This window comes from Lutibacter sp. (genome assembly GCF_013139515.1).
Classification (GTDB): domain Bacteria; phylum Bacteroidota; class Bacteroidia; order Flavobacteriales; family Flavobacteriaceae; genus Lutibacter.
In genome coordinates, this window is the sequence record NZ_WTAR01000030.1 from 52,219 (window position 1) to 73,126 (window position 20,908).

General features: G+C 30.4%; 27 protein-coding genes. All 27 read left to right on the forward strand.

Annotated elements, in window-relative coordinates:
• Window position 1 precedes the first annotated feature (1 nt).
• The 27 genes from GQ540_RS03600 to GQ540_RS03730 all read left to right on the forward strand — a co-directional run bounded on the left by GQ540_RS03600 (window position 2) and on the right by GQ540_RS03730 (window position 20,901).
• Window positions 2-499 carry a hypothetical protein gene (locus tag GQ540_RS03600; protein WP_291797466.1) on the forward strand — a complete coding sequence of 166 codons (498 nt, stop codon included), beginning with the start codon at window positions 2-4 and terminating at the stop codon, window positions 497-499.
• A 58-nt stretch (window positions 500-557) separates the two neighbouring features.
• The gene (locus tag GQ540_RS03605; protein WP_291797469.1) at window positions 558-1,151 is read left to right on the forward strand and encodes an HNH endonuclease; all 594 of its coding nucleotides are present in this window, start codon (window positions 558-560) and stop codon (window positions 1,149-1,151) included.
• Between the two features lie 9 nt (window positions 1,152-1,160).
• Window positions 1,161-1,820, forward strand: a complete 660-nt coding sequence (locus tag GQ540_RS03610; RefSeq protein ID WP_291797472.1) for a hypothetical protein — start codon at window positions 1,161-1,163, stop codon at window positions 1,818-1,820.
• Window positions 1,807-2,157, forward strand: coding sequence for a hypothetical protein (locus tag GQ540_RS03615; protein ID WP_291797475.1), 351 nt, complete (start codon window positions 1,807-1,809; stop codon window positions 2,155-2,157). The genes GQ540_RS03610 and GQ540_RS03615 overlap by 14 nt, the downstream gene beginning before the upstream one ends.
• A 2-nt stretch (window positions 2,158-2,159) precedes the next feature.
• A complete protein-coding gene (locus GQ540_RS03620; protein ID WP_291797478.1) occupies window positions 2,160-2,513 on the forward strand; it encodes a hypothetical protein in 354 nt (117 codons plus the stop codon).
• Between the two features lie 20 nt (window positions 2,514-2,533).
• Window positions 2,534-3,328: a hypothetical protein gene (locus GQ540_RS03625; protein WP_291797481.1), complete on the forward strand. Its 795-nt coding sequence runs from the start codon at window positions 2,534-2,536 to the stop codon at window positions 3,326-3,328.
• Window positions 3,329-3,354: 26 nt separating this feature from the next.
• Window positions 3,355-3,672, forward strand: coding sequence for a head-tail adaptor protein (locus GQ540_RS03630; protein WP_291797484.1), 318 nt, complete (start codon window positions 3,355-3,357; stop codon window positions 3,670-3,672).
• On the forward strand, window positions 3,672-4,142 hold the full coding sequence (locus tag GQ540_RS03635; RefSeq protein ID WP_291797487.1) for a hypothetical protein: 471 nt from the start codon (window positions 3,672-3,674) through the stop codon (window positions 4,140-4,142). The genes GQ540_RS03630 and GQ540_RS03635 overlap by 1 nt, the downstream gene beginning before the upstream one ends.
• Complete coding sequence (locus GQ540_RS03640; RefSeq protein WP_291797490.1) at window positions 4,139-5,020, forward strand: hypothetical protein; 882 nt, start codon at window positions 4,139-4,141, stop codon at window positions 5,018-5,020. The genes GQ540_RS03635 and GQ540_RS03640 overlap by 4 nt, the downstream gene beginning before the upstream one ends.
• On the forward strand, window positions 5,007-5,435 hold the full coding sequence (locus GQ540_RS03645; protein ID WP_291797493.1) for a hypothetical protein: 429 nt from the start codon (window positions 5,007-5,009) through the stop codon (window positions 5,433-5,435). The genes GQ540_RS03640 and GQ540_RS03645 overlap by 14 nt, the downstream gene beginning before the upstream one ends.
• A 57-nt stretch (window positions 5,436-5,492) precedes the next feature.
• The gene (locus GQ540_RS03650) at window positions 5,493-5,978 is read left to right on the forward strand and encodes a hypothetical protein (RefSeq protein ID WP_291797496.1); all 486 of its coding nucleotides are present in this window, start codon (window positions 5,493-5,495) and stop codon (window positions 5,976-5,978) included.
• Between the two features lie 34 nt (window positions 5,979-6,012).
• A complete protein-coding gene (locus tag GQ540_RS03655; protein ID WP_291797500.1) occupies window positions 6,013-6,603 on the forward strand; it encodes a glycosyltransferase family 2 protein in 591 nt (196 codons plus the stop codon).
• 125 nt (window positions 6,604-6,728) lie between these two features.
• Entirely contained in the window at window positions 6,729-7,400 is a 672-nt protein-coding gene (locus tag GQ540_RS03660) for a hypothetical protein (RefSeq protein ID WP_291797503.1), read from the forward strand.
• 2 nt (window positions 7,401-7,402) lie between these two features.
• Complete coding sequence (locus tag GQ540_RS03665; RefSeq protein WP_291797506.1) at window positions 7,403-7,816, forward strand: hypothetical protein; 414 nt, start codon at window positions 7,403-7,405, stop codon at window positions 7,814-7,816.
• A gap of 69 nt (window positions 7,817-7,885) precedes the next feature.
• Complete coding sequence (locus GQ540_RS03670; protein ID WP_291797509.1) at window positions 7,886-8,302, forward strand: hypothetical protein; 417 nt, start codon at window positions 7,886-7,888, stop codon at window positions 8,300-8,302.
• Between the two features lie 71 nt (window positions 8,303-8,373).
• Entirely contained in the window at window positions 8,374-8,643 is a 270-nt protein-coding gene (locus GQ540_RS03675) for a hypothetical protein (protein ID WP_291797512.1), read from the forward strand.
• A 311-nt stretch (window positions 8,644-8,954) separates the two neighbouring features.
• The gene (locus tag GQ540_RS03680) at window positions 8,955-9,371 is read left to right on the forward strand and encodes a hypothetical protein (RefSeq protein ID WP_291797514.1); all 417 of its coding nucleotides are present in this window, start codon (window positions 8,955-8,957) and stop codon (window positions 9,369-9,371) included.
• Window positions 9,368-12,304 (forward strand): phage tail tape measure C-terminal domain-containing protein, encoded by a 2,937-nt coding sequence (locus tag GQ540_RS03685; RefSeq protein WP_291797516.1) that lies wholly within the window; start codon window positions 9,368-9,370, stop codon window positions 12,302-12,304. Before GQ540_RS03680 ends, GQ540_RS03685 begins: the two co-directional genes overlap by 4 nt.
• Complete coding sequence (locus GQ540_RS03690) at window positions 12,304-12,651, forward strand: hypothetical protein (protein WP_291797519.1); 348 nt, start codon at window positions 12,304-12,306, stop codon at window positions 12,649-12,651. The genes GQ540_RS03685 and GQ540_RS03690 overlap by 1 nt, the downstream gene beginning before the upstream one ends.
• Window positions 12,648-13,127 (forward strand): DUF1833 family protein, encoded by a 480-nt coding sequence (locus tag GQ540_RS03695; RefSeq protein ID WP_291797522.1) that lies wholly within the window; start codon window positions 12,648-12,650, stop codon window positions 13,125-13,127. Before GQ540_RS03690 ends, GQ540_RS03695 begins: the two co-directional genes overlap by 4 nt.
• Window positions 13,128-13,511 (forward strand): NlpC/P60 family protein, encoded by a 384-nt coding sequence (locus tag GQ540_RS03700; RefSeq protein ID WP_291797525.1) that lies wholly within the window; start codon window positions 13,128-13,130, stop codon window positions 13,509-13,511.
• The gene (locus GQ540_RS03705) at window positions 13,501-18,258 is read left to right on the forward strand and encodes a hypothetical protein (protein ID WP_291797528.1); all 4,758 of its coding nucleotides are present in this window, start codon (window positions 13,501-13,503) and stop codon (window positions 18,256-18,258) included. The genes GQ540_RS03700 and GQ540_RS03705 overlap by 11 nt, the downstream gene beginning before the upstream one ends.
• 2 nt (window positions 18,259-18,260) lie before the next feature.
• Window positions 18,261-18,467, forward strand: coding sequence for a hypothetical protein (locus GQ540_RS03710; RefSeq protein ID WP_291797530.1), 207 nt, complete (start codon window positions 18,261-18,263; stop codon window positions 18,465-18,467).
• Between the two features lie 3 nt (window positions 18,468-18,470).
• Window positions 18,471-18,671, forward strand: a complete 201-nt coding sequence (locus GQ540_RS03715) for a hypothetical protein (protein WP_291797532.1) — start codon at window positions 18,471-18,473, stop codon at window positions 18,669-18,671.
• Between the two features lie 10 nt (window positions 18,672-18,681).
• Window positions 18,682-19,281 carry a hypothetical protein gene (locus tag GQ540_RS03720; protein ID WP_291797534.1) on the forward strand — a complete coding sequence of 200 codons (600 nt, stop codon included), beginning with the start codon at window positions 18,682-18,684 and terminating at the stop codon, window positions 19,279-19,281.
• A 2-nt stretch (window positions 19,282-19,283) separates the two neighbouring features.
• Window positions 19,284-20,621 carry a tail fiber domain-containing protein gene (locus tag GQ540_RS03725; RefSeq protein ID WP_291797536.1) on the forward strand — a complete coding sequence of 446 codons (1,338 nt, stop codon included), beginning with the start codon at window positions 19,284-19,286 and terminating at the stop codon, window positions 20,619-20,621.
• Window positions 20,614-20,901 (forward strand): hypothetical protein, encoded by a 288-nt coding sequence (locus GQ540_RS03730; RefSeq protein WP_291797539.1) that lies wholly within the window; start codon window positions 20,614-20,616, stop codon window positions 20,899-20,901. The genes GQ540_RS03725 and GQ540_RS03730 overlap by 8 nt, the downstream gene beginning before the upstream one ends.
• Window positions 20,902-20,908 lie beyond the last annotated feature (7 nt).

The window sequence follows — 20,908 nt, forward strand, 5'->3', positions numbered from 1 at the left end:
TATGGCAGCAGTTGTTCAAATACATGAAATTACAAATACAAATACAGGTGTTGATAAAACAACAGATACCGTAAGATTCAAATCAGCAGATAATACCACTGTTGATACAAATGATAGGATTCAGATTCCAGTTGCTGGATCTGATTATTCGTACACAAAACAGTTGAAAGTTTATGTTTCATCTGCTCCATCAGTTGATATTGATAATATTCAGGCATATTCTGATGGTACAAATGGTATGGGAACTGGAATTTCTGTAGAATATGATCTTCATACAACTTTTGTTACTCAAATAGATACTACAATTGCAGGAACTGATTTGTTTACAATAACAAGTGGAAATGCAATTAATATGGATGCAATTAATACAGGGCCACATGCAACAACAGAAACTGGATATGTAGGTGATGTTTTAAGATTACAAATGGCGGTTGCTTCAACTGCTGGTGCTGGTGCGGTTTCAGCAGAGGCCCTCACAGTGAGTTATGACGAGAGTTGACATTTAAGTATGTTGACATAATGCCGATAAGTATTATATTGATAGTTAATATTAATTTATGCTTGGAGGCATTATGAAGATTCAAAGAAGAGAAGGTGGATTTTATCATTGGCAAAAACAAGAATCGGATACTAAATGTGCATGTGGATGTGGTGGATTTATAACTAATAGATCAGCAAAGGATAAAAAAAAGGGGAAAATTGAAGGATATTTAAAAGGGCATGGTTGGAGAGGAAAGAAAATGTCAGAATCTTCTAAACAAAAAATGAGAGAAAATCATGCAGATGTTAGTGGAAAAAATAATCCAAATTATGGTAAAGGTTTGTTTGGTGAAGATAATCCAAATTGGCAAGGTGGAAAAGTAGGGTTATTATATGGAGTTGGAAATAATCAGAAAGGCATTAATACAAACAAAGATAAAAAATTTAGAAAAGAAATAATAAAACGAGATAAAGAATGTGTTTTGTGTGGGAGAAAAGAAATGCTTTGTTGTCATCACATTATTCCTTGGGTTGAAAATGAGAATATAAGATTTGATAAAAATAATTGTGTTACTCTTTGCAATAAATGTCATCCAAGGGCAGATAATAAACATCATTACGAAAAATATAAATTAATGCTAGAAAGTTATGTTGACAATTTATTAATTTAGGGGGTAATTATGGGGAAAAAGATTTTAATAGGTGTTCCGACAAGTGGAGAAATAAATACTAGATTTGCTTTATCATTATTCAAATCTAGTATTTATTTAACTGAAAAAGGCTATTCTGTTGATATTAGATTTAATGAAGGGTCTTTAATATCAGCACAAAGAAATCATTTATCAAAAATTGCTTATGAATCAGAATGTGATTTATTATTTATTGATTCTGATATGACATTTAACCCTGAAGATATAGAAAAGATTGTCGAATCTGAAAAAGATATAATTGGTGGTCTTTGCTACTCAAGAAGAGAACCATACTTTCCAATAATCTATAAAGATTTTGATGATGAAAAATTTGGATTTTCAAGAAAATTACCAAATGAATTTGAAGGTGATATAATTGAATGTATCGCAACAGGAACTGGAGTTTTATGTATTAAACATCAAGTTTTGAAAGTAATGCATAATGAAAAGTTTGTAAAAGCAAATGGATATCCATTTAATATGATCCAGTTAGATAATGGGGATCAACTAGGAGAAGATTTATCATTCTGTCTTAAAATTGCTAAAAAAACTAATTTTAAAATTTTCTGTGATATAACTGTTGATATTGGACATGTTGGAGATATGGCAATTACAAAAGAAACGTATGAGGCTTATAATGGAAAGGAATAAGTCTTATAATTGGATAATAGAAACATTAGATGGTGAAAAACTTGAGCAGTATAACTCTGATGGTTCTGAAAATTCATGGAAGGGGTTGAATAAGAAAAGAATTCACAAAGTATCGTTTATTCCTAATTCTCCATTTCTTAAACAACATGAATTAATTATAGATACTTTTAATGGGAATTATTTTCAAAGAAGATTTGGAAGGGGTTTTTTAAAACAATCAAATCAATTTAAACTTTCTGAATATCTAAATTGCATAGTAACAAAACATTTTAGATTTTATTTAACAAGTGATGGTCAAGTAATAATCACCCCTAATAATTATGAAATAAAGGTATAGATATGGCATTAGATAATTTCCAGGGAACAAGGGATATAATTTTACAAACAAATTCTAAAGATGTTCCTTATTCATTCACATTTACTGTAAATTCAAGCGCAACAGCAAATGATGGAGCATTGCCATTTGGAACTAATGTTAGTACTGCTGTTGTTACAGCGCATATTGCCGAAACAGGTGTTGCAGATTCAGAAATTGTTGCTAATTCATCTGTTGGTTCAAATGTAGTTACTGTTGATATGACTTATCCATCAACTAATGGAGTTAATTGGTATCATTTAACTTTTGTGTTGACATTGGATAATGGAGCAATATTAGAATTTGATTATAATAGAGTATATGTGGAGGATAGATAATGATTGTTACACCAAGTGAAATGAGAACATTTATTGGTGATATAGATGATTCTGAGTATGAATTTGTTTCTCCAACGCATGATTCTGTTGAATCATTTGTTTCAAATTATTGTAATAGAACTTTTGAATCAACATCTTATACAAGAAAAAAATATTGTGGCAATGGAAGATCTATTTTAATACTTGATGATTATCCACTAACCGCTGTTGATAGAGTGTCTATTGGAAATATAGGGGCAGTAAAGGTTAAAAACACAAACACTACTTCTAGTGCTTCTGTATCAGTAGTTTCTACTGGTCTTAGACTTGTAAAAGATGGAGTGGCAGATACTTCTGTCACATTTGTAGCAAATACAACAATGACAGCAATAATCAATGCAATCAATGCAATTTCTGGATGGTCTGCTGAATTATTGAATTCTTCATATGGAAGTTATAGATCAGCAGATTTAATTGAATCAGTTGGATTATCTGCAATAAATAATAATTGGGTTGATTTAAAAATGCCAGATGATGCAGAAGATAATTTTTCTGCTGATCTAAGTACTGCTGTTCTTAAAAAGAATTCTGGTTGGCCTAGTGGATTTAATAATATTTATATAGATTATACTGCTGGTTATACATCAACAACAATGCCTGAAGATTTAAAATTAGCTATAAAAATATTTACTAAATATATTTATAATAAAAAAGAAGAGGAAACAATTGGTGTTGCTGAATATAGAGCAGAAAATCTTTGGGGTACTTTTGAAAAAGATCCAATGGGAAAAGAAGTAAGAATGATTCTTAGTAAATATAAAAGAATGTTGGTATAATTATGATAGGCCCACGTATCAGACTGATGCTTCAATCAAATTCCAAAGTGTCGGATGGAATGGGTGGTTTTACTGACTCATGGATAGATGTTAGAGAATTGAAAGGAGTATTTATGAATAGAAAAGCTAAAGAGCTTTTTTCTAATCATTCTGAAAAGGTATCTTCTAATCATTATTTCTCAGTAAAAAACATGAGAGATTTATATGTAGATGAAAGTTTTAGATTTTATTACAATAGTAAGGTATATGAAATAGTTTTTATAAGTAATCCTGGTGAAAAAAAGAATATTACAATTTTCCATTTAGAAAAATATGAAGATAGTGGAAGTGGGAGTGGTTGCTAATGGCAAAAGCTGTTTGGTTTGATAAAGATATTGATTCAAAGATTGATAAAGCTTCAAAAAGAATTATCAAGGCTGGTTGTATTGCTTTGTCAAATGATTTAAAAGATATGATGGGTGGTAGCAATGCTGGTCAACATCTTCCATACAGATCAAAGAAAAACCCAACTCAAACACATTGGAGTTCTAAACCTGGATCAGCACCAAATATTGATACTGGAGCATTGAAAGATTCTATTTCATGGGATACTTCATTTGGTGCTTCTGGTGGTGCAAGAAGAGGGTTAAATGAAGGAGTTAAAAGTCCAGGTGGTGGAAGATTTGTAAAAACTGGAGCGGTTGGAACTAATCATCCAGGTGCAAAAGCATTAGAGTTTGGATATTCTCCAAATAATTTAGCTCCAAGACCTTTTATGACTGTTGCTTATGAATTTTTCAAACTCAATGATTTTTTAAGGAAATTTAGATTATGAATAGCTTGTTAAAAATATGTACTAAATGTGGTCTTGAAGATGATATTAATAAATTTCCTAAAGATAGACAAAAGAAAGATGGTAGACATCCTTGGTGTAGAGAATGTGTAAAAAAAAGAAATAAAGAATATTCTATAAATAACAAAGAAAAATTAAAAAAAAGTAGTAAGAAATATACAACTAAAAATAAAGAAAAAATGGATGAATATCATAAAAAATATAGAAGTGATAATAAGAAAAAAATAAGTGATTGGCATAAAAAAAATTATATTGATAACAAAGATAAAATTAATCTAAGTGGTTTTAATTATCGTAAAAACAATAAAGAGAAAATAAAATTAAAAGGTAAAAAATATAGAGATAACAATAGAGAAAAAATAAATAATTTTCATAAAGAATATAGATCATTAAAAGCAAAATACAAAGCATTGAAAAATAAATTAACTGTTGATGAATCTCCAATAGAAGGAAAAAATGGTATCTTATTAGTTAAATGTAAGAAATGTAGGAAATACTTCAATCCAACAAATTTACAAGTTCAAAATAGAGTTCAAAGTTTATTAGGACAATCATCTGGAGAATCTAATTTGTATTGTTCTGATAAGTGTAAACAGAAATGTAGTATATATAATAAATGGAAAGATCAGTCTTTAATTAATAAATATAATAAATCACGTTGCAATCAAAAAGTTAATAGACAAGCATTATTAGAAAATCAAATAGATAAATATGGATTTAATTTCTGTGAAAAATGTGGTAAAAAATCAGATTTATATATTCACCATAATATAATGATATCAAAAGATATCTCTATGGCAGATGATATGAGTCATCAAATATTAGTGTGTAAAGAACATCATACACATGAGGGATGTTGAAATGAATTTATTATTGGAAGGGTTGTGGCTAAAATCTCAAGAAGTAAGTGATTACAATACTTCTATTTCTGGTCAACAATTTTTTGGTAAAAAACCAAGTTGTGCATCTGAACCATATGTAGTTTTAAACCTTATTGTTGGAACACATGATTCCTTTTTTGATTATACTGAGTCTACAGATAAATTTGAAGATTTTACTATTCAATTTACAATAGTTTCTAAATCTGAATCACCAACTGAAGCAGGAAATATCCTTGAAGATTTAAAAGCCTTATATGACAATGCAATATTGACTATTACTGGATATACAAATATTGAAATGAAAAGATTAACAGTTGTTGGCCCTGAATGGAATAATGATGATAGAATATATCTTTATTATATTAGATATGATGTCTCATTACAAGGGACTTGACATATATAAGACAAGTGTTTATAATTAATAGATTATTAATTTTAATGGGGAGTGTATATGGGAAAAGACAATAAAACATTTATCATTTTATCAATGCATAGATCTGCATCAAGCCTTGTTGCAAAAGGATTGAATAATGCTGGTGTTAATATGGGGGAAAATTTATTAAGTGGTCTTGCTGATAATCCTGAAGGCCATTTTGAAGATTTAGATTTTTTATATACCAATATTCATTTAATGAATGGTGATAATTGGAAAGATGTTAATACTCCTATTAAAAATCTAAATATGAAATCATTAATTGAAAAGAAAGATATTAATCCATTATGGGGATGGAAAGATCCTAGAACTATTTTAACTATTGAAAGATATTATGATTTACTAAATGATCCAATAATTGTTGCTTTATTTAGAAATCCAGAAAAGGTAGGAATGTCTTTAGAAAAACGTGGAGACATGACTAAAAAGGAAGGTATTAAGTTAGCTAAAGAATATAATAAAAAACTGCTTTTATTTTTGAATAAAAGATTTGGGGAAGATTAATGAAAGGATATTTAGTTGAATAAAGGGGAAAAATATGATTTCTGTATGTATTCCATATATAAGAAAAGAAAAACTTAAATTTTGTATTGAAGCATTGCAAAATCAGAAAAATATAGAAAATTTTGAAGTTTTATTATATCATGATAAGGAAAGAATTGGATGTCCGTTATCTTTAAAGCATTTAGTTAGTAAATCAAGGAATGATTACATTGTATTTATTGGTGATGACACAGTTCCCAATGAGAATATGTTAAGTGAAGCTTTAGTAAAAATGAATGAATTTGAAGGCGGTTGGGGGTTGGTTGGTTTTGATGATTCTTACAATAGCGGTGAAACTCATGCAAGTCATTGGATGGGACATAAAAAGCTATTAAGATATTTAGATGGAGAATTTTTTCATACTGGATATAAACATTGCTATTGTGATAATGAACTTATAGTTAGATGTAAAAGTATTAATAGATATAAATATGCAGAAAAAGCTAAATTATATCATGATCATCCAATGGTTCAGAAAAATATGGGGTTGATGGATAAAGATTATAAAAAGGTATATTCACAAAAATATGTAAATATGGATTACAATTTATTTATAAAAAGATTAAAAAATAATTGGAAAGAGTAATATACAAACCATCTAAAATTTAACTTTTTATCAATTATGCCGATAAGATAAGAATAATAACACTTTATATTTTTTTTGTTATTGTATTTAAGTATTTAATTTAATAATTATATTGGGGAATATAAATGAATAATGAAAATTTCAAATTGGGGATTGCCCTTCCACTCACAGATGAAAAGATACATTCTAGGTTTTTTGATTCGTGGAATTTAATGTCAAAACCACCATATATTTATTTAAGGCCAATAAATCCAGGCCCGATTGACTCTGTAAGAAATGAATTAGTTAAACAAGCATTAGAAAGTGAATGTACTCATATTATAATGATGGATACAGATCAGGTATATGATCCAGAAACAATAGAGAAATTACTTGGGTTTGTTTTAAGTGATGAAAAATATAAAGTTTGTGGTGGAAAAGTTCATAGAAGATATCCACCATTTGATCATCTTTGCTTCAGAGGAATACCTGGAAAATATACATTAGTTAATGACAAAGAAATAGAAAGTGGAAAGGTTATAGAAGTTGATGCAACAGGTTGTGGATGTATTTTATATGATATTGAAGTATTTAAAAAAATAGAACAGCCTTGGTTTGAATTTGGCAAAACAGATGAAAATAAAGATATTGGCGAAGATGTTAATTTTTGCCAAAAAATGAAAGAGAATGGATATAAGATATATGTAGATACTAGTTTAGATATAAAACATATGACAACTGTAGAGGTTGATTATAATTTGTATCTTTTATATAGACATATAAATAAATTGAAATTGAAATACGATAAGGAGGATTAGTTATGGCAGCAAAATCAGGAAGGTTATGCAGTATTAAATTAGGTACAAATCTAATACAATTAATGGGAACTTGGTCAATGCCTGGAGTTTCAACAGATTTATTGGAATCTACAGCATTTGGTGACGATTGGAAACAGTTTAAAACAGGTTTATTGGATGGTGGTACAATTACATTCAATGGTTTGTATGATCCAGCAGATACAACTGGTCAGGATGCATTAAGAACAGCGAATGAAGATTCTACTGAATTGACTGATGTTAGGCTGTATATTGACTCTACAAGTTATTGGATTCCAACTACTACAGGCCCTGCAAGTTACATGTTGGTTACGGATTGGGAGATTGGAGCAGATAAATCAGCATTGATGACTGCAAGTTTTAGTCTCAAGGTATCTGGAAAATTAGAACTTATTTAATTAAAAATAAGTATTATATTTGGAGCAAGTGAAAAACCTTGCTCCTTACTTTAAACAGGGGAAAAGATTATGCCTTTTGATATTGAAAATTTAAACGAATCAGTTCGTTACTATTGGGGAAAAGAGAAAAAAGAATATGTTAATTTAAGGCTTGTTCCTGACCCTGAAATGAATAACTTTAGGAAAGAAACTGGAATTAAATCAAAAGCTAAACATATAATTAATCCTATGTCTAAAAGAATGGAAAGGGTTGATGATTTAAATATCTCTTCTGATGCTTTGATGGCTTTTAATGAATTGGTTTTTGATTATCAAATTGAGAGTTGGTATTTAATCACTAATGAAGATCAAAGTATTGAATGCAATCTTGATAATAAAAAGAAAATGATGTATGGATCGCCTAAATTTTCTACTTGGATTTCAAAATGCATGGAGAAACTTGAAAAAGCAAGTTTAGAGATTGAAGAGGAAGAATTGGGAAACTAATTCAATACACAAAGAGAGTTAGAGAGATATCTAATAATGGTGGTTGTGAATCTTGTATAGGTATCCATAAGTTGAAAAATGAAACCCCTTTGTGTATTGACTGTATAAATCCTCTATTCAATGAAAATAAAGTTGCTTATGATATCTGGCAACTTGTTAAAGATCAAAGATTAATGGGTGGTATGGATGGAACCACTATATCCATTAAGCATGAATGTATTTGGCGTTTAATTGATGAGCTTTCAGATAAAATTCCAAATAGAATAAAATGTTTTAAAAAGATTGTTCATGTTTATAAAGCAATTTTCCAGATAGAATTTGATGAGAAGGATAGTAAATAGATGGCAGTAAAACTAAATACATTCATTAAAAGAGATAAGATTATTCTTTTTAAAAAAAATTAATAGGTTGACTCCATTATCCTTATTTAGAAAAAAAAGTTTATGGAAGTACAAGAGTTTTTGTTAATTGGAAATGTGATTGTGGTAATGAAAAAGAAATAATTTATAAAGAAGTTAAATCTGGACATATTAAATCATGTGGATGTTTACAAAAAGAAAAAGCATCTTTAGTAAATACAAAGCATGGTCTGTCAAAGACAAAACTTTATGAAGTTTGGAAATCAATAACTCAAAGATGTTATAATAAAAATGTGAAACAATACAAAGATTATGGTGGAAAGGGGATTAGCATTTGTGATGAATGGCGAAATGATTTTAAATGTTTTTATGATTGGTCTATAGATAATGGGTATAAAGAAAAATTATGTATAGATAGAAGAAATAATAATGGCAATTATGAACCAAGCAATTGTAGATTTGTAACATATTCTAAAAATAATCAAAATAGAAGATTATTAAGATCAACAAATAAATCAGGATATTGTGGAGTATCTAAAAAATCTTTCTCATATATCTCTTCTTTATTTTTTAAAGGAGAATATTTGTTAAACAAATCAGGGTTTAAAACAGCAATAAATGCTGCTATTTATAGAGATATGTTTATTGTTAAAAATAATTTACCTCATAAATTGAATCTTCCTGAAATATTTTTCAATGGTTCGATATGACAAAATTAGGCGAAATATTCATAGAATTAAAGCTTGACAGCAAAGAGTATAAAGCTTCTTTAAAGAAACAAAAAGCTTTAGCTCTTAAAACTGCCAATGAGATAGAAAAAGGTCAAGTTTCGTCTAATTCAAAAACAACAAAATCTAAAGCTGCTGAACAAAAAGCACATATAGATGGTTTAAATAATATAGTAAAATATGAAAAGCAAGTATATGATCAAAAGAAAAAAATAAATGATGATGCAATAAAATCTAGTGATAAAGCATCAGCAGCAATAATGAAGAATGAAGAAAATATTAATAAACAAAAAACAGCATCGTCAAAAAGCTATTCAGATGCTGATGCTCAAGCCCAATATCAATCTCAAGAAAGGCTTATAAAACAACAAGGAAAATATGCAAAAGCTCAAGGTAGTGCTATTGAGATGAATAAGAAGTTTGATAAACAGATGAAAAGCAATAATAAAACTGTCAAGTCATCCGAGAAAGGTTTTCTTCAATTAACTACTGGAATTTTAAAATCTGCTCCTGCTTTTGCTGTTGCAACTGCTGCTATTGCTGGAGTATATCAAACTCTTAGATTTCTTACGAGTGAATTTACTGCGGGGTTGAATGCAATAGAAGATTTTAATTCTAGTGTAATATCTTCTTCCGCATTTATTACAACATTTTCTAAAAAAGCTTCAGAAGGTGATATAGCTGGAGCATGGGATGAAGCTAGTGTTTATGCAAAAGCTTTAACAAAAGAATTAGAAATAATGGATGCAAAAACTATTGCTACTGGTAAAGATCTTAGAATAATATCAGATACATTTATTCAGCAAGGAATTCTTTTAGATGTTAATAATGAAAAACAAAAAGCAGGATTTATTAATTTAGCTAATGCTATTAAATTAATGACTAAAGGGCAAAATCAAGAGATTCAGTTAAGGCAGGAATCAAGAGCATTAGCTCAAGGTCAATTAAAAGATTCAAACCTTTTAGTAAAATTATTACAGGCAAAAGATCCAGAATTTAAGAAAAATCTTGCTACTGCAAAGAAAACAGGTCAGGTTTTTCAATATATTGGGGATTTATTAGAAGGGTTTACTCCTGCATCATTAGCATTTGAAGCTACATGGTCTGCAATTGGTACTTCATTAGAAACTATTCATGATAGAGTTTTAAGAGGTGCTTTTCTTCCAACATATCAAAAATTACTTGAATTTGCAGTTGAGATTAAAGATAGCCTTATTGATGGACAAGGTGAATTAACTCCATTAGCAAATAAAATACAAAATGATATTCAAAAAATATTATCTGTTGCAACAAAAGTTATTGAAAAAATTATAAAATCTACTTTTTGGTTAATTTCAAATCTTGAAATAGTTGTTTATTGGTTTAAAGCTATTGCTGAAATTACAACATTAGGATTAGGTATTTCAGTAGTTCCAGTATTAACAACTGCAATAAAAAATTTAGGATCAGCAGCATTAATAACAAATACAAATATGTCAATGCTGAAGAAAACTACAATAGGTTTATTTTCTTTTTATGCAGGATTTAAATTAGGTCAATATCTTTATGAAGAATTTGAACAAGTTAGATTATTTGGAGTTGGATTGATTGATGGATTGATTGATGGGTGGCATAAATTTGGATCATCTGTAAAAATACTTTGGATAGAAATAAAACAAGCATGGAAAGATATTGTTTATGATCTTGGTCAATTATGGGGTGATTTTTTAATGAAAATCTCAGATGCTTTTGTATCTTTGCCATTTTCATGGGGTGATAAAAAAGCATCTGAGATTGGAGCGGTAGCAAAAAGTTTTAAATCAATGACTAAACCTCTTGATGAAACAGCAAAATCAATTCGTGAAGTTACAAAAGCTGAAGAAGAATGGCAAAAAGGTCATGATAAAGTAATTGATTCAATGGTTAATAGTGCTTTATCATATAAGCCATCTTCAATTATTCCAGGTGAAGCAGAAGATGAAAGTAATGTTTCTGTTCCTGAATTAACTATTCCCCCTGAAACAGAAGATGCAATTAAGAAAAAAATTAAAAAATTTGAAGATGAAATGAAGAAATATGTTGATTCTCTTAAAGTTCCTCAATCAATTTTAAATTCTTTCTTAATTGGTGATGAAAAAGAAAGACAAGATGTTTTAGACACTTTCCAAGATTTAAGAGATCAATTACAAAATGCTGCTAAAGAAGGTTCAATTTCTGGAGAAAAATTTGCTGAAGTATGGAGAAGAATAGGAGAAGAAGAAGCAAAAGCATTAAATAAATTAACTGGTTGGGGCCAAATTGCAGACACATTAGATAGTTATGCAAGAGAATCTATGGATATATTTGATAATTTAAGTGAAGTTGTTTCATCTGCATTCTCATCAATGGAAGATGCTTTGGTTGATTTTATAACAACTGGAGAATTTGAATTTTCTAATTTTGTTGATTCTATTTTAGCAGATATTGCTAGAATAGCAGTTCAAGAAAGTATAACAGGCCCGTTAGCTTCTGCTCTTAGTACTTCTCTTGGTGGTTCTTTTAGTGGTTTATTTAGTGGTGGAAGTAGTAGTAGTGGACTTACTACAGAAACACTAAATTTTAATCCTGCTACATATAATGCTGGTGGTAAAGCTGCTGGTGGAGCAGTTGTTGGTGGCAGTTCATATCTTGTTGGAGAGAAAGGGCCAGAAGTATTTTCACCAGCAGAAAATGGAAGTATAACCCCAAATTCAAATCTTGGTGGAAATACAACTGTTCAAGTTATTGATCAGAGAAATGGTGGTGAAGATATAGAAGTTCAAAGATCTAAAACTAATGATGGTGAATTTATAAAAATGATAATTAAAGAAGTTTCAAATGATTTGCGTAGTGGTGGAGATACATCAAAAGCAATGACACAAACATTTGGAACTAGAAGAGTAGGAGCAAGAAGATAATGGCAGTTTGGCCCGGATCTTTACCACAAAAACCTCTATTTGGATTTTCAGAAACCACTCCAGATTTAACAATTAGAACATCTATGGGAGTTGGCCCTGATAAAATAAGAAGACGTTTTACTGCTGGAGTTAGACAATTTCCAATGAGTTTTCAAATGACAACTGCTCAAGTAGCAACATTTGACACGTTTTATATAACTACTCTTGCTGGTGGTTCTTTACAATTTGATTATTCAGATCTACGAACAGGATTGTTAAAAAGCTGGAGATTTGTTGGAGTTCCTAGATACACACCTATAAGTAATGAACGATGGACTGTTGATATTAATTTGGAGCAAATGCCATGAGTAGAACTGTTTCAAATACAGCATTACAAGCTATGCTTGCACAAGAAACAGATGAGATTTTTCTTACTTGTTTAACAATAGATCATGATGATTTAGCTAGTCCTATTTTATTAGTTAATGATTCTACAGAAATAGTTAGAACAGCAGGAACTTTTCTTCCTTTTCCATTTACAATTACTCTTCCTAGTGATAGTGAAGATACAATTCCTACTGTCAATCTTATCATTGACAATATTGATCAATCAATTGTTGAAGTAATTAGGTCAATTGATACATCTCCAAATGTAACAATGGAAATAATTCTTGCTTCAACACCAAATGTAATTGAAGCAGGGCCATATACATTTAGATGGAAAACATCAACATATGATGCTTTTTCAGTAACAAGTTCTTTGGGATATGATGACATTTTAGATGAACCATTTCCCTCTTTGACATTTGGCCCTTCTAATTTTCCAGGGATGTTTCAACTATAAATGAAAAATCTTTCTAAATATATAGGAATTCCATTCATAGATAATGGAAGAACATTAGAAGGATGTGATTGTTTTGGATTGGTTAAATTAATCTATAAAGAACAATTTAATATAATATTGCCAGATTATTTATATAAAGATACAAATGATATAGAAGCAATTAATGATAGTTTGAGTGTTGGTAAAAATATGTATGAAAAAGTAAATTCTCCTTTATATGGGAATTTAGTTTTATTTAATATTGTTGGAATGCCAATGCATATTGGATTTTGTTTAGGTCATGGAAAATTTTTACATGTTAGTAATAAATCAAAAACTTCATGTAAAGATAGAATTTTAAGATGGAAAAATAAAATAGAAGGTTTTTATTGCTATGTCAGATGATGTTCAAATAATAGCTGCTACACATCCATTACAACAAAGAGTTGTTTATTCTTCTGCTCCAGCAGGATCAACAATTTCAGAAGTTTTAGGAATACATTGCACAACTGCTGCAAATGTTATTGTTAATGGTATTGCAGTATTGTATGAAGATTGGAAGACATTTGTTTTAAAGGCTGGTGACATTTTAAATGTTCGTGTTGCTCCTAAAGGTGACAATATTTTAGGAGCAATATTACAAGTTGTTATTATGGTAGTTGCTATTTGGATTGCTGGCCCTTTAGGTACAACAACTTGGGGTCTTGGTTCTACTGGAGCAGCATTTGCTGCTGGTGCATTTACATTAGTTGCTTCAATGGCATTAAATGCTTTGATTCCAACTCAACAAGCAAATGCAGCAGATGTAGAGGGTGATTCATTTAATGAATTAGTAGGAATTACTGGTCAAAGTAATTCTATGAATCCATATGGTGTTGCTCCAAGATGTTATGGTACAAATCGTATTTATCCATTACTTGCTGCTAATCCATATACAGAAGTTGTTGGTGAAGATCAATATTTAAGAATGTTATTCTATCTAGGAATAGGTGACTATACATTAAGTGATTGGAGAATAGGGGAAACTGATTTAGATGATTATGATGATGTTGAAGTACAAGTATTTAAAACTGGGGTAGAAGAATCTCAATTATATACAAATGATGTTTATGAAGAACAATTTTCATTGGCTTTGCCAAGAAGGGAATATAAAGAAGAAGATGAAGATGATGCTGTTCATAGAACATATGTAACAAAAATACTTGAAGATGGTGTAACAGCAATAACAGTATTAGATGATGATGATGTCCAATTTGAAAGAACAACTGAAGATGAATGTAATGAAATTAGTATAGATTTAACATTCGGTAATGGAATGTATGGTATTGGTTATGAAGGTGGTACTTTAGGTTGTCGTGTCTATTTTCAGGTTGAATATAAAATACATGGAACATCTGATGATAATTATATTCCAGCAACATATTCTACTGGATTTACTTCTTCACATTCAGATTATACAGTTTGGTCTGGAGGAACAACAATTTCTTTTATAAATAGATTAAGAAGAGAAACTGTTAGAATTGGTCTTCGATGGGAAACACCAGTTTTTGAAAAATATGATATTAGAATAATTAGGATAGGAACAGAATATATATCGAGTACTGAAACAGCTTCAGTTTCAAAATTAAAGAGAACTTTATCAACAAATTATGATTGGTATTATGCTTATGCTTTACCAGAAGATGGGTCTTCAATATCGACTAATACTTTAGATATTGAAGATTTTCAAGTTGAAACTGTTTATAATTTAGATGATTCTCTTTCAACTGATCCTGAAGGAACTGGAGCTACATTAATTAATGTAAAAACTTATCCATTATCTCAAGAAGTAGATACTTCATATTCATCAAATATTCATTATGAAACTGATGAATATGGTCAAACACATTCATATTCTGGTCGTACTTATATTGTAGATCAAACTACAACTTATTATAATTATGTTTATAGAATTATATGGAGTGAATCAGATGTACAAACACACAGTGAAGGTGCTGGAATAAGTGATTGTGAATGGACATCATTAAGAACAGTTGTATATCAAGAACCAGTATTAGTTGATGATGTTTGGCTCATTGGAATGAGAATAAAAGCAACAGATCAATTAAATGGGATTGTTGATGAATTGAATTTATTAGTAAATACTCATATTCCTGTTTACAATGGTTCTTCTTGGGTTGAACAGGCAACAAATAATCCAGCATGGGCATACTGTGACGTTTTAACTGGTGAATCTAATGCAAGACCAATCAGTAAAGATTTATTAGATCTTGATGCAATTGAATCATGGGCAGGATATTGTGATAATGAAAATTTTGAATATAATTCATTGGGTGATGAAGCAACTACAGTTTTTGAATTAGCAAGAGAAATAGCTGCTGCTGGAAGGGCAGCATGGTCAATGACTGATGGATTATATTCAGTTGTCAGAGATATACCAAATCAAACTCCAGTTCAGATTTTTACACCAAGAACATCCTGGGATTTTTCTGGAACAAAAACATTCCCAATTGTTCCTCATTGTTTAAGAATAAAATATAGAAATGAACATGAAGATGTTGATTATGATTGGGATGAATTACAAGTTTATGCTGATGGTTATGCAGAAATAGCAAGTGGTGATAAATTAGCAGCAACATTATTTGAAATTCTTGAATTTAAAGGAATAACAAATTCTGAACAAATATTTAAATTTGGACGTTATTATCTTGCTGCAATGAAACTTAGACCAGAAATATATTCTTTAAATGTTGATGTTGAACAACTTGTTTGCACAAGAGGAGATCTTGTATATGTATCAAATGATATTCCTCTATGGGGAACAGGTTGGGGTAGAGTAAAAACAATAAATACGAGTGGATCTACAGTAGTAAGTTTTACAGTTGATGAAACTATTGATGTTTTTGTTGGTGAATATGCTATTAGAATTAGAAAATCTGATGGCACAAATATAATGGAAAGATATACTTCTGTTGCAGATGAACAAATTAATGAATTTACTCCAGATACCCCAATGGGACTTTTTGAAGTTGGTGATTTATTTGTTCTTGGTCAATATGGACATGAAGTAACTCCATTAATAGTTTCAAAAATTGAACCTGGAGGTGATCTTTCAGCAAAACTTACTTTAGTTGATGAAGCTCCAGATATTCATTTAGCTGACAAAGCTGAAATACCAGATTTTGATCCTAATATAACAACACAAGATGATTTTACACAAGTTAAGCCAGCAGCACCAACAATAACGTCTGTAAGATCAGACAGGAATATTTTACAAACAACATCTAATGGTTCTTTAATAATAAGTATTTTAGTTAATTATAGTTTAACTGGCTCTAATTCATATCCAGTAGCATATATAGATGGTTCTATTCGACCTTATGGATCTTCAGATTCATGGAGTTTACATCCACAATCATCTCCAAATGGATCATTTAGATTTAATAACCTAGAGCAAAATGCAACTTATGAATTAAGAATAAGGTCTGTAACTGCTGAAGGTGTTACATCTGATTGGATTACACATAATCATACTGTTGGAACCGTTGATATAGATCCAGATTCAAGACCAGCAGTTGAAGAACTAACTGTATATAGAGAAACATACGGATATACCTTTTCATGGGATGTCGCTACAGTAAATGTTCTTGGATATAATATATATTTAGATGATGTTTTAATAGTAGAAAATTATACTGGAACTACTTATTCACATTTATCATCAATATTAGAAGGTGAACATACTCTTGAAGTTAGAACTGTTGATACAACTGGACATGAATTTTCACAATCACAAACAATAACTTTTTCAGCAGCAAGAACAGAAGGAACAGATGGTACATATGAAGATTATAGTTTAGATTCTTCTGGTCATTTGACTCTTCAAGTTCCAGTTGTTAACGATCCTCAAGTTGTTTTATATGAAATTAGGGGTGGAGAAATTGGTTCTGTTTGGGGAGATGGATTTTTCCTTGCATCTTCTACAACAGGATCATTTGATTTAACAGTAGATTTAGTTACAACAAAACAAATTTTTGCAAGAGCTAAACTTGATGATGGAAGTTATTCAAGTCATAGCTTTATAATTGTTATGCAATCCTTAACAACTCCTGATTTAAGTGTAAGGATTATTGAACCAAATGTATCATTAGATTGGGATGATATACCAGAAGCAGCATATTATGAATTACTAGTTGAATCTGGTGGAGTTACTTCAAGCAAAACTGTAACTGATTCAATATACACTTTTGCTATTCCTAAATATGATACAACAATTAGTGTAAGGGCATGGTCTGGAACAGGGTATTTTTCACCTTGGGTTGAAGAGGAAGTATCTGTATCTGGACATTATAATTACAATGAAATAATTTCATTTGATTTTGATTTTATAAATGGTCAATATTTAAACTTTGGATGGCAAACTGATGATACAGTTGTTAGACCAAGTGTTTTAGGAATTACATTAGCTGGATCACCAGCAGCAAATATAAATGATTCAGATTTATTCAACTTTGCTGAAGAATGGGAAAATACAGTTGTTAATACAATTGAAGATAAACCAGCATCTTGGTTTCGTGAAAAATGGTATGCAGATGGAAATGGATGGTTTGAATCAGATGTTCAGGATTTAGGAGCAACTTATACTGGAAGATTAACAGTAAACCTTGCAACAAGTATAGCTCATCACAATAAAACAGTTGCGGAAATAGAAGATGTTGAAGCTGGACATTTAGAAGATTTTACTGGTGAAGAGTTAATGGGAACAAGAACTAATATATCAGTTGTTGTTCTTACATCAACTGATGGTGTTGATTATGTAGAAAGAAGTCCTGATGATTGGGTTACAGATATTAGATATTTAAAGATTCGTGGTGAAATGCTGTATGCAACTCCATTAGCTGATATTGTGATTGAAGAGGGAACAATGACTCTTGATGTTCCTGATCTTACATATGATGGAACTGAAATAATATCAAGTCCTGATACAACAAAAGTTATAACATTTACTACACCATTCAATAGTATAAGTTCTGTTATATGCAATGCTGATGGAGTTGCTACATCATATCCAACTAATGTATCAGAAACAGGATTTACAATTAATGTAAGCACAACTGATACAACAGTCTATTGGTTTGCTAAGGGGTATTAATTATGGCACAAACAGATGAAGAATTACAAACTGAATTAAATGTAAGTTACACTAGTAATATTGCCCCTACAGTTCAAGAAGCAATAGACTTTGTTAAAAATTCAGATGATACAGCAAATTTTATAATGGTTGCTGGAATAGTTATAAGAGTTGATACAATTGTTTCTTTAATAAAAAACTCAAAAAAGATGTCTTTACTTGGAGGATAAAATATGCCCACAGAAGGAGAGTTAATTAAAACATTTGCAAATGCAAGTAAGGATGTGAAAGAAGTATTTAAAAATCTTGAAGCATGGGCAAGTGAAACTCAAAGTCAAATAACTTTTACATTTAGTGATGGAACATCAGCATCAGTTTCTTCTGTTGGATCACTAAAATATGAAACAAAACGATTATCATTAATTTACGGATAAGGAGAACTAAATGGCAACAAAAAATTGGACAAAGGCAACCTTGCCGTATACATCAATTAGAACTGCTTCATTTGCATGGACAGTTTCAAGTGGTGGATCAGGTGAATATTACTTGAGAACTGCTGCATTGAATAATCCATCAGTAGATAAACCTAATGCTATAATTGAAAATGGGACTCTTATATCTGAAGGTTCAGCATTAGGATCATTAGCAGTAAGTACATGGGGTTATGGTGATGCTGATGGTCTTGGATATAGCACAATTTATATTCGATTATCAGATGGTACAGATCCTGATGGTAAAGCTGTTGATTATGTAGAAAGATCAACTAACACTATTTTACTACAAGGTGGAGATGGTAATGAAGTAGAAGTACTAAGTATTATTATTACCAATCTTCATGAAACAATAGCTGCTGAAGTTGAAGCAAGAATATATAATTCAACAGGAACATTTTTAGCTAATATATTAAATAAAAGAACAATAGCTGCTGAAGGTCAATTAGTTTTAGATAGAGCATCATTATTTGCTTTAAACAATCAGGATATTATAAAAATTGAAAGTAATTTAGAAGAAGTTAATATTCTTGCATCTGGAATGGAGGGATAAATATGGCTGTTACAACTTATCCAGTTCCAGATGTTGTTGAATTTCCAGTAGCTGATCCAACTGGACATTCAGGAAAATATTTAACTACTACCGATGGAATTGTAACTTCATGGGCCACAGTTCCAGATACAGGTATTGGCGAATACATAAGTACAACAAGTGTTTCTATTGGTGTTGGATCAATGACCGGAAATACTGGAACAGAATGTGTTTCTATTGGTTCAAATGCATTATCAGGAACATCAACAGCAGTAGCTAATATTGGTATTGGAAAAAATACTCTATCAGTAGTTACTACAGGAAATACAAATGCTTGTGTTGGTCTTGAATCTGGAATGTATATTACTACAGGTGATTTTAATGTTGCACTTGGTGAATTTTGCTTAAAGGGGACTAGCACTACTAATGTAACTGGAAACAATAATGTAGCAATTGGTAAACGTGCTATGGTTGGTGTGGCTGGAACAGATACATCAGGTTATAATAACATAGGAATTGGTGAAAATGCATGTACCAATGTAGATACTGGACATAATAATATTGGTATTGGAAAAAATACTTGTTCTGGTGCTGTTGGTGGTTTAAGTGGAGAAAATAATGTCTGCATAGGTGGTGGGTGTGGAGAAGTTATTACTACAGCTAATACTAATGTATTAATTGGGTCAAATTCAGGAGCAGGAATTACTACTGGAAGTAGTAATGTATCAATAGGAGCAGCAGCTGGCAATGATATAACAACTGGAACTAATAATGTATGTATTGGTACTGGAAGTATGCTTCTTGCCACAGAAACAGGTAATAATGTATGTGTTGGAACATCAACAGGGGCAGCACTTACTACAGGTTCAGGTATTAACACTTGTATTGGGGCGACAGCAGGAGATTTAATAACAACAGGAATTAATAATACTTGTCTTGGATATCAAGCAAATCCAACAGGAGCAACAGTTTCAAATGAATTTACACTTGGAAATGGTTCAATAACTGATTTAAGATGTAATGATACAACAATCTCTTCTTTATCAGATATAAGAGATAAATCAAATGTAGTCGCAATTCCATATGGTCTTGATTTTATTAATTCTATGAGGCCCGTACAATTTGATTGGACTCGTAGAGATAGAACAATGGAAGGAAAGGTTGATCTTGGTTTTATTGCTCAAGAGTTAGATGAAGTAGAAGATCAATTTGATAGTCATGATTACACAAGATTGGTACATAAGGAAAATCCTGAAAAATGGGAAGCAGATCCAATGAAAACTTATCCTATACTTATTAAAGCAATTCAGGAACTATCTGAAAAAGTAACCGAATTAGAGGAGAAATTAGCTAATGTCTAAGAAATTAAGAAGAAACAAAGTAGAAACAATTACAGCTACTGATGTAGTAATTACAAATATTGAACATGATTTTGATCATGGTAAAATACAAATAGGATATTTAATTACTACAGAAACTGGAAAACCTATTAGAAGAGGAAGACATATAGTTAAAACACCACAGGATATTACTGATTTATATATTAATGTAGATGCTCAAATTGCTACTGGTAAAACATCACAAGAAGCTCTTATTGAAGCTGCTTATGATACTATATTAGATTTAATTGATGCACAATAATAGGAGA

What these genes read in the sequence shown, in the direction of transcription:
- GQ540_RS03660 (WP_291797503.1), top strand. Translation starts at nt 6,729, where the DNA reads ATGAATAATGAAAATTTCAAATTGGGGATTGCCCTTCCACTCACAGAT.
- GQ540_RS03725 (WP_291797536.1), top strand. Translation starts at nt 19,284, where the DNA reads ATGGCTGTTACAACTTATCCAGTTCCAGATGTTGTTGAATTTCCAGTA.
- GQ540_RS03600 (WP_291797466.1), top strand. Translation starts at nt 2, where the DNA reads ATGGCAGCAGTTGTTCAAATACATGAAATTACAAATACAAATACAGGT.
- GQ540_RS03665 (WP_291797506.1), top strand. Translation starts at nt 7,403, where the DNA reads ATGGCAGCAAAATCAGGAAGGTTATGCAGTATTAAATTAGGTACAAAT.
- GQ540_RS03685 (WP_291797516.1), top strand. Translation starts at nt 9,368, where the DNA reads ATGACAAAATTAGGCGAAATATTCATAGAATTAAAGCTTGACAGCAAA.
- GQ540_RS03650 (WP_291797496.1), top strand. Translation starts at nt 5,493, where the DNA reads ATGGGAAAAGACAATAAAACATTTATCATTTTATCAATGCATAGATCT.
- GQ540_RS03720 (WP_291797534.1), top strand. Translation starts at nt 18,682, where the DNA reads ATGGCAACAAAAAATTGGACAAAGGCAACCTTGCCGTATACATCAATT.
- GQ540_RS03715 (WP_291797532.1), top strand. Translation starts at nt 18,471, where the DNA reads ATGCCCACAGAAGGAGAGTTAATTAAAACATTTGCAAATGCAAGTAAG.
- GQ540_RS03695 (WP_291797522.1), top strand. Translation starts at nt 12,648, where the DNA reads ATGAGTAGAACTGTTTCAAATACAGCATTACAAGCTATGCTTGCACAA.
- GQ540_RS03630 (WP_291797484.1), top strand. Translation starts at nt 3,355, where the DNA reads ATGCTTCAATCAAATTCCAAAGTGTCGGATGGAATGGGTGGTTTTACT.
- GQ540_RS03690 (WP_291797519.1), top strand. Translation starts at nt 12,304, where the DNA reads ATGGCAGTTTGGCCCGGATCTTTACCACAAAAACCTCTATTTGGATTT.
- GQ540_RS03620 (WP_291797478.1), top strand. Translation starts at nt 2,160, where the DNA reads ATGGCATTAGATAATTTCCAGGGAACAAGGGATATAATTTTACAAACA.
- GQ540_RS03610 (WP_291797472.1), top strand. Translation starts at nt 1,161, where the DNA reads ATGGGGAAAAAGATTTTAATAGGTGTTCCGACAAGTGGAGAAATAAAT.
- GQ540_RS03730 (WP_291797539.1), top strand. Translation starts at nt 20,614, where the DNA reads ATGTCTAAGAAATTAAGAAGAAACAAAGTAGAAACAATTACAGCTACT.
- GQ540_RS03655 (WP_291797500.1), top strand. Translation starts at nt 6,013, where the DNA reads ATGATTTCTGTATGTATTCCATATATAAGAAAAGAAAAACTTAAATTT.
- GQ540_RS03605 (WP_291797469.1), top strand. Translation starts at nt 558, where the DNA reads ATGCTTGGAGGCATTATGAAGATTCAAAGAAGAGAAGGTGGATTTTAT.
- GQ540_RS03710 (WP_291797530.1), top strand. Translation starts at nt 18,261, where the DNA reads ATGGCACAAACAGATGAAGAATTACAAACTGAATTAAATGTAAGTTAC.
- GQ540_RS03640 (WP_291797490.1), top strand. Translation starts at nt 4,139, where the DNA reads ATGAATAGCTTGTTAAAAATATGTACTAAATGTGGTCTTGAAGATGAT.
- GQ540_RS03615 (WP_291797475.1), top strand. Translation starts at nt 1,807, where the DNA reads ATGGAAAGGAATAAGTCTTATAATTGGATAATAGAAACATTAGATGGT.
- GQ540_RS03645 (WP_291797493.1), top strand. Translation starts at nt 5,007, where the DNA reads ATGAGGGATGTTGAAATGAATTTATTATTGGAAGGGTTGTGGCTAAAA.
- GQ540_RS03625 (WP_291797481.1), top strand. Translation starts at nt 2,534, where the DNA reads ATGAGAACATTTATTGGTGATATAGATGATTCTGAGTATGAATTTGTT.
- GQ540_RS03700 (WP_291797525.1), top strand. Translation starts at nt 13,128, where the DNA reads ATGAAAAATCTTTCTAAATATATAGGAATTCCATTCATAGATAATGGA.
- GQ540_RS03635 (WP_291797487.1), top strand. Translation starts at nt 3,672, where the DNA reads ATGGCAAAAGCTGTTTGGTTTGATAAAGATATTGATTCAAAGATTGAT.
- GQ540_RS03670 (WP_291797509.1), top strand. Translation starts at nt 7,886, where the DNA reads ATGCCTTTTGATATTGAAAATTTAAACGAATCAGTTCGTTACTATTGG.
- GQ540_RS03705 (WP_291797528.1), top strand. Translation starts at nt 13,501, where the DNA reads ATGTCAGATGATGTTCAAATAATAGCTGCTACACATCCATTACAACAA.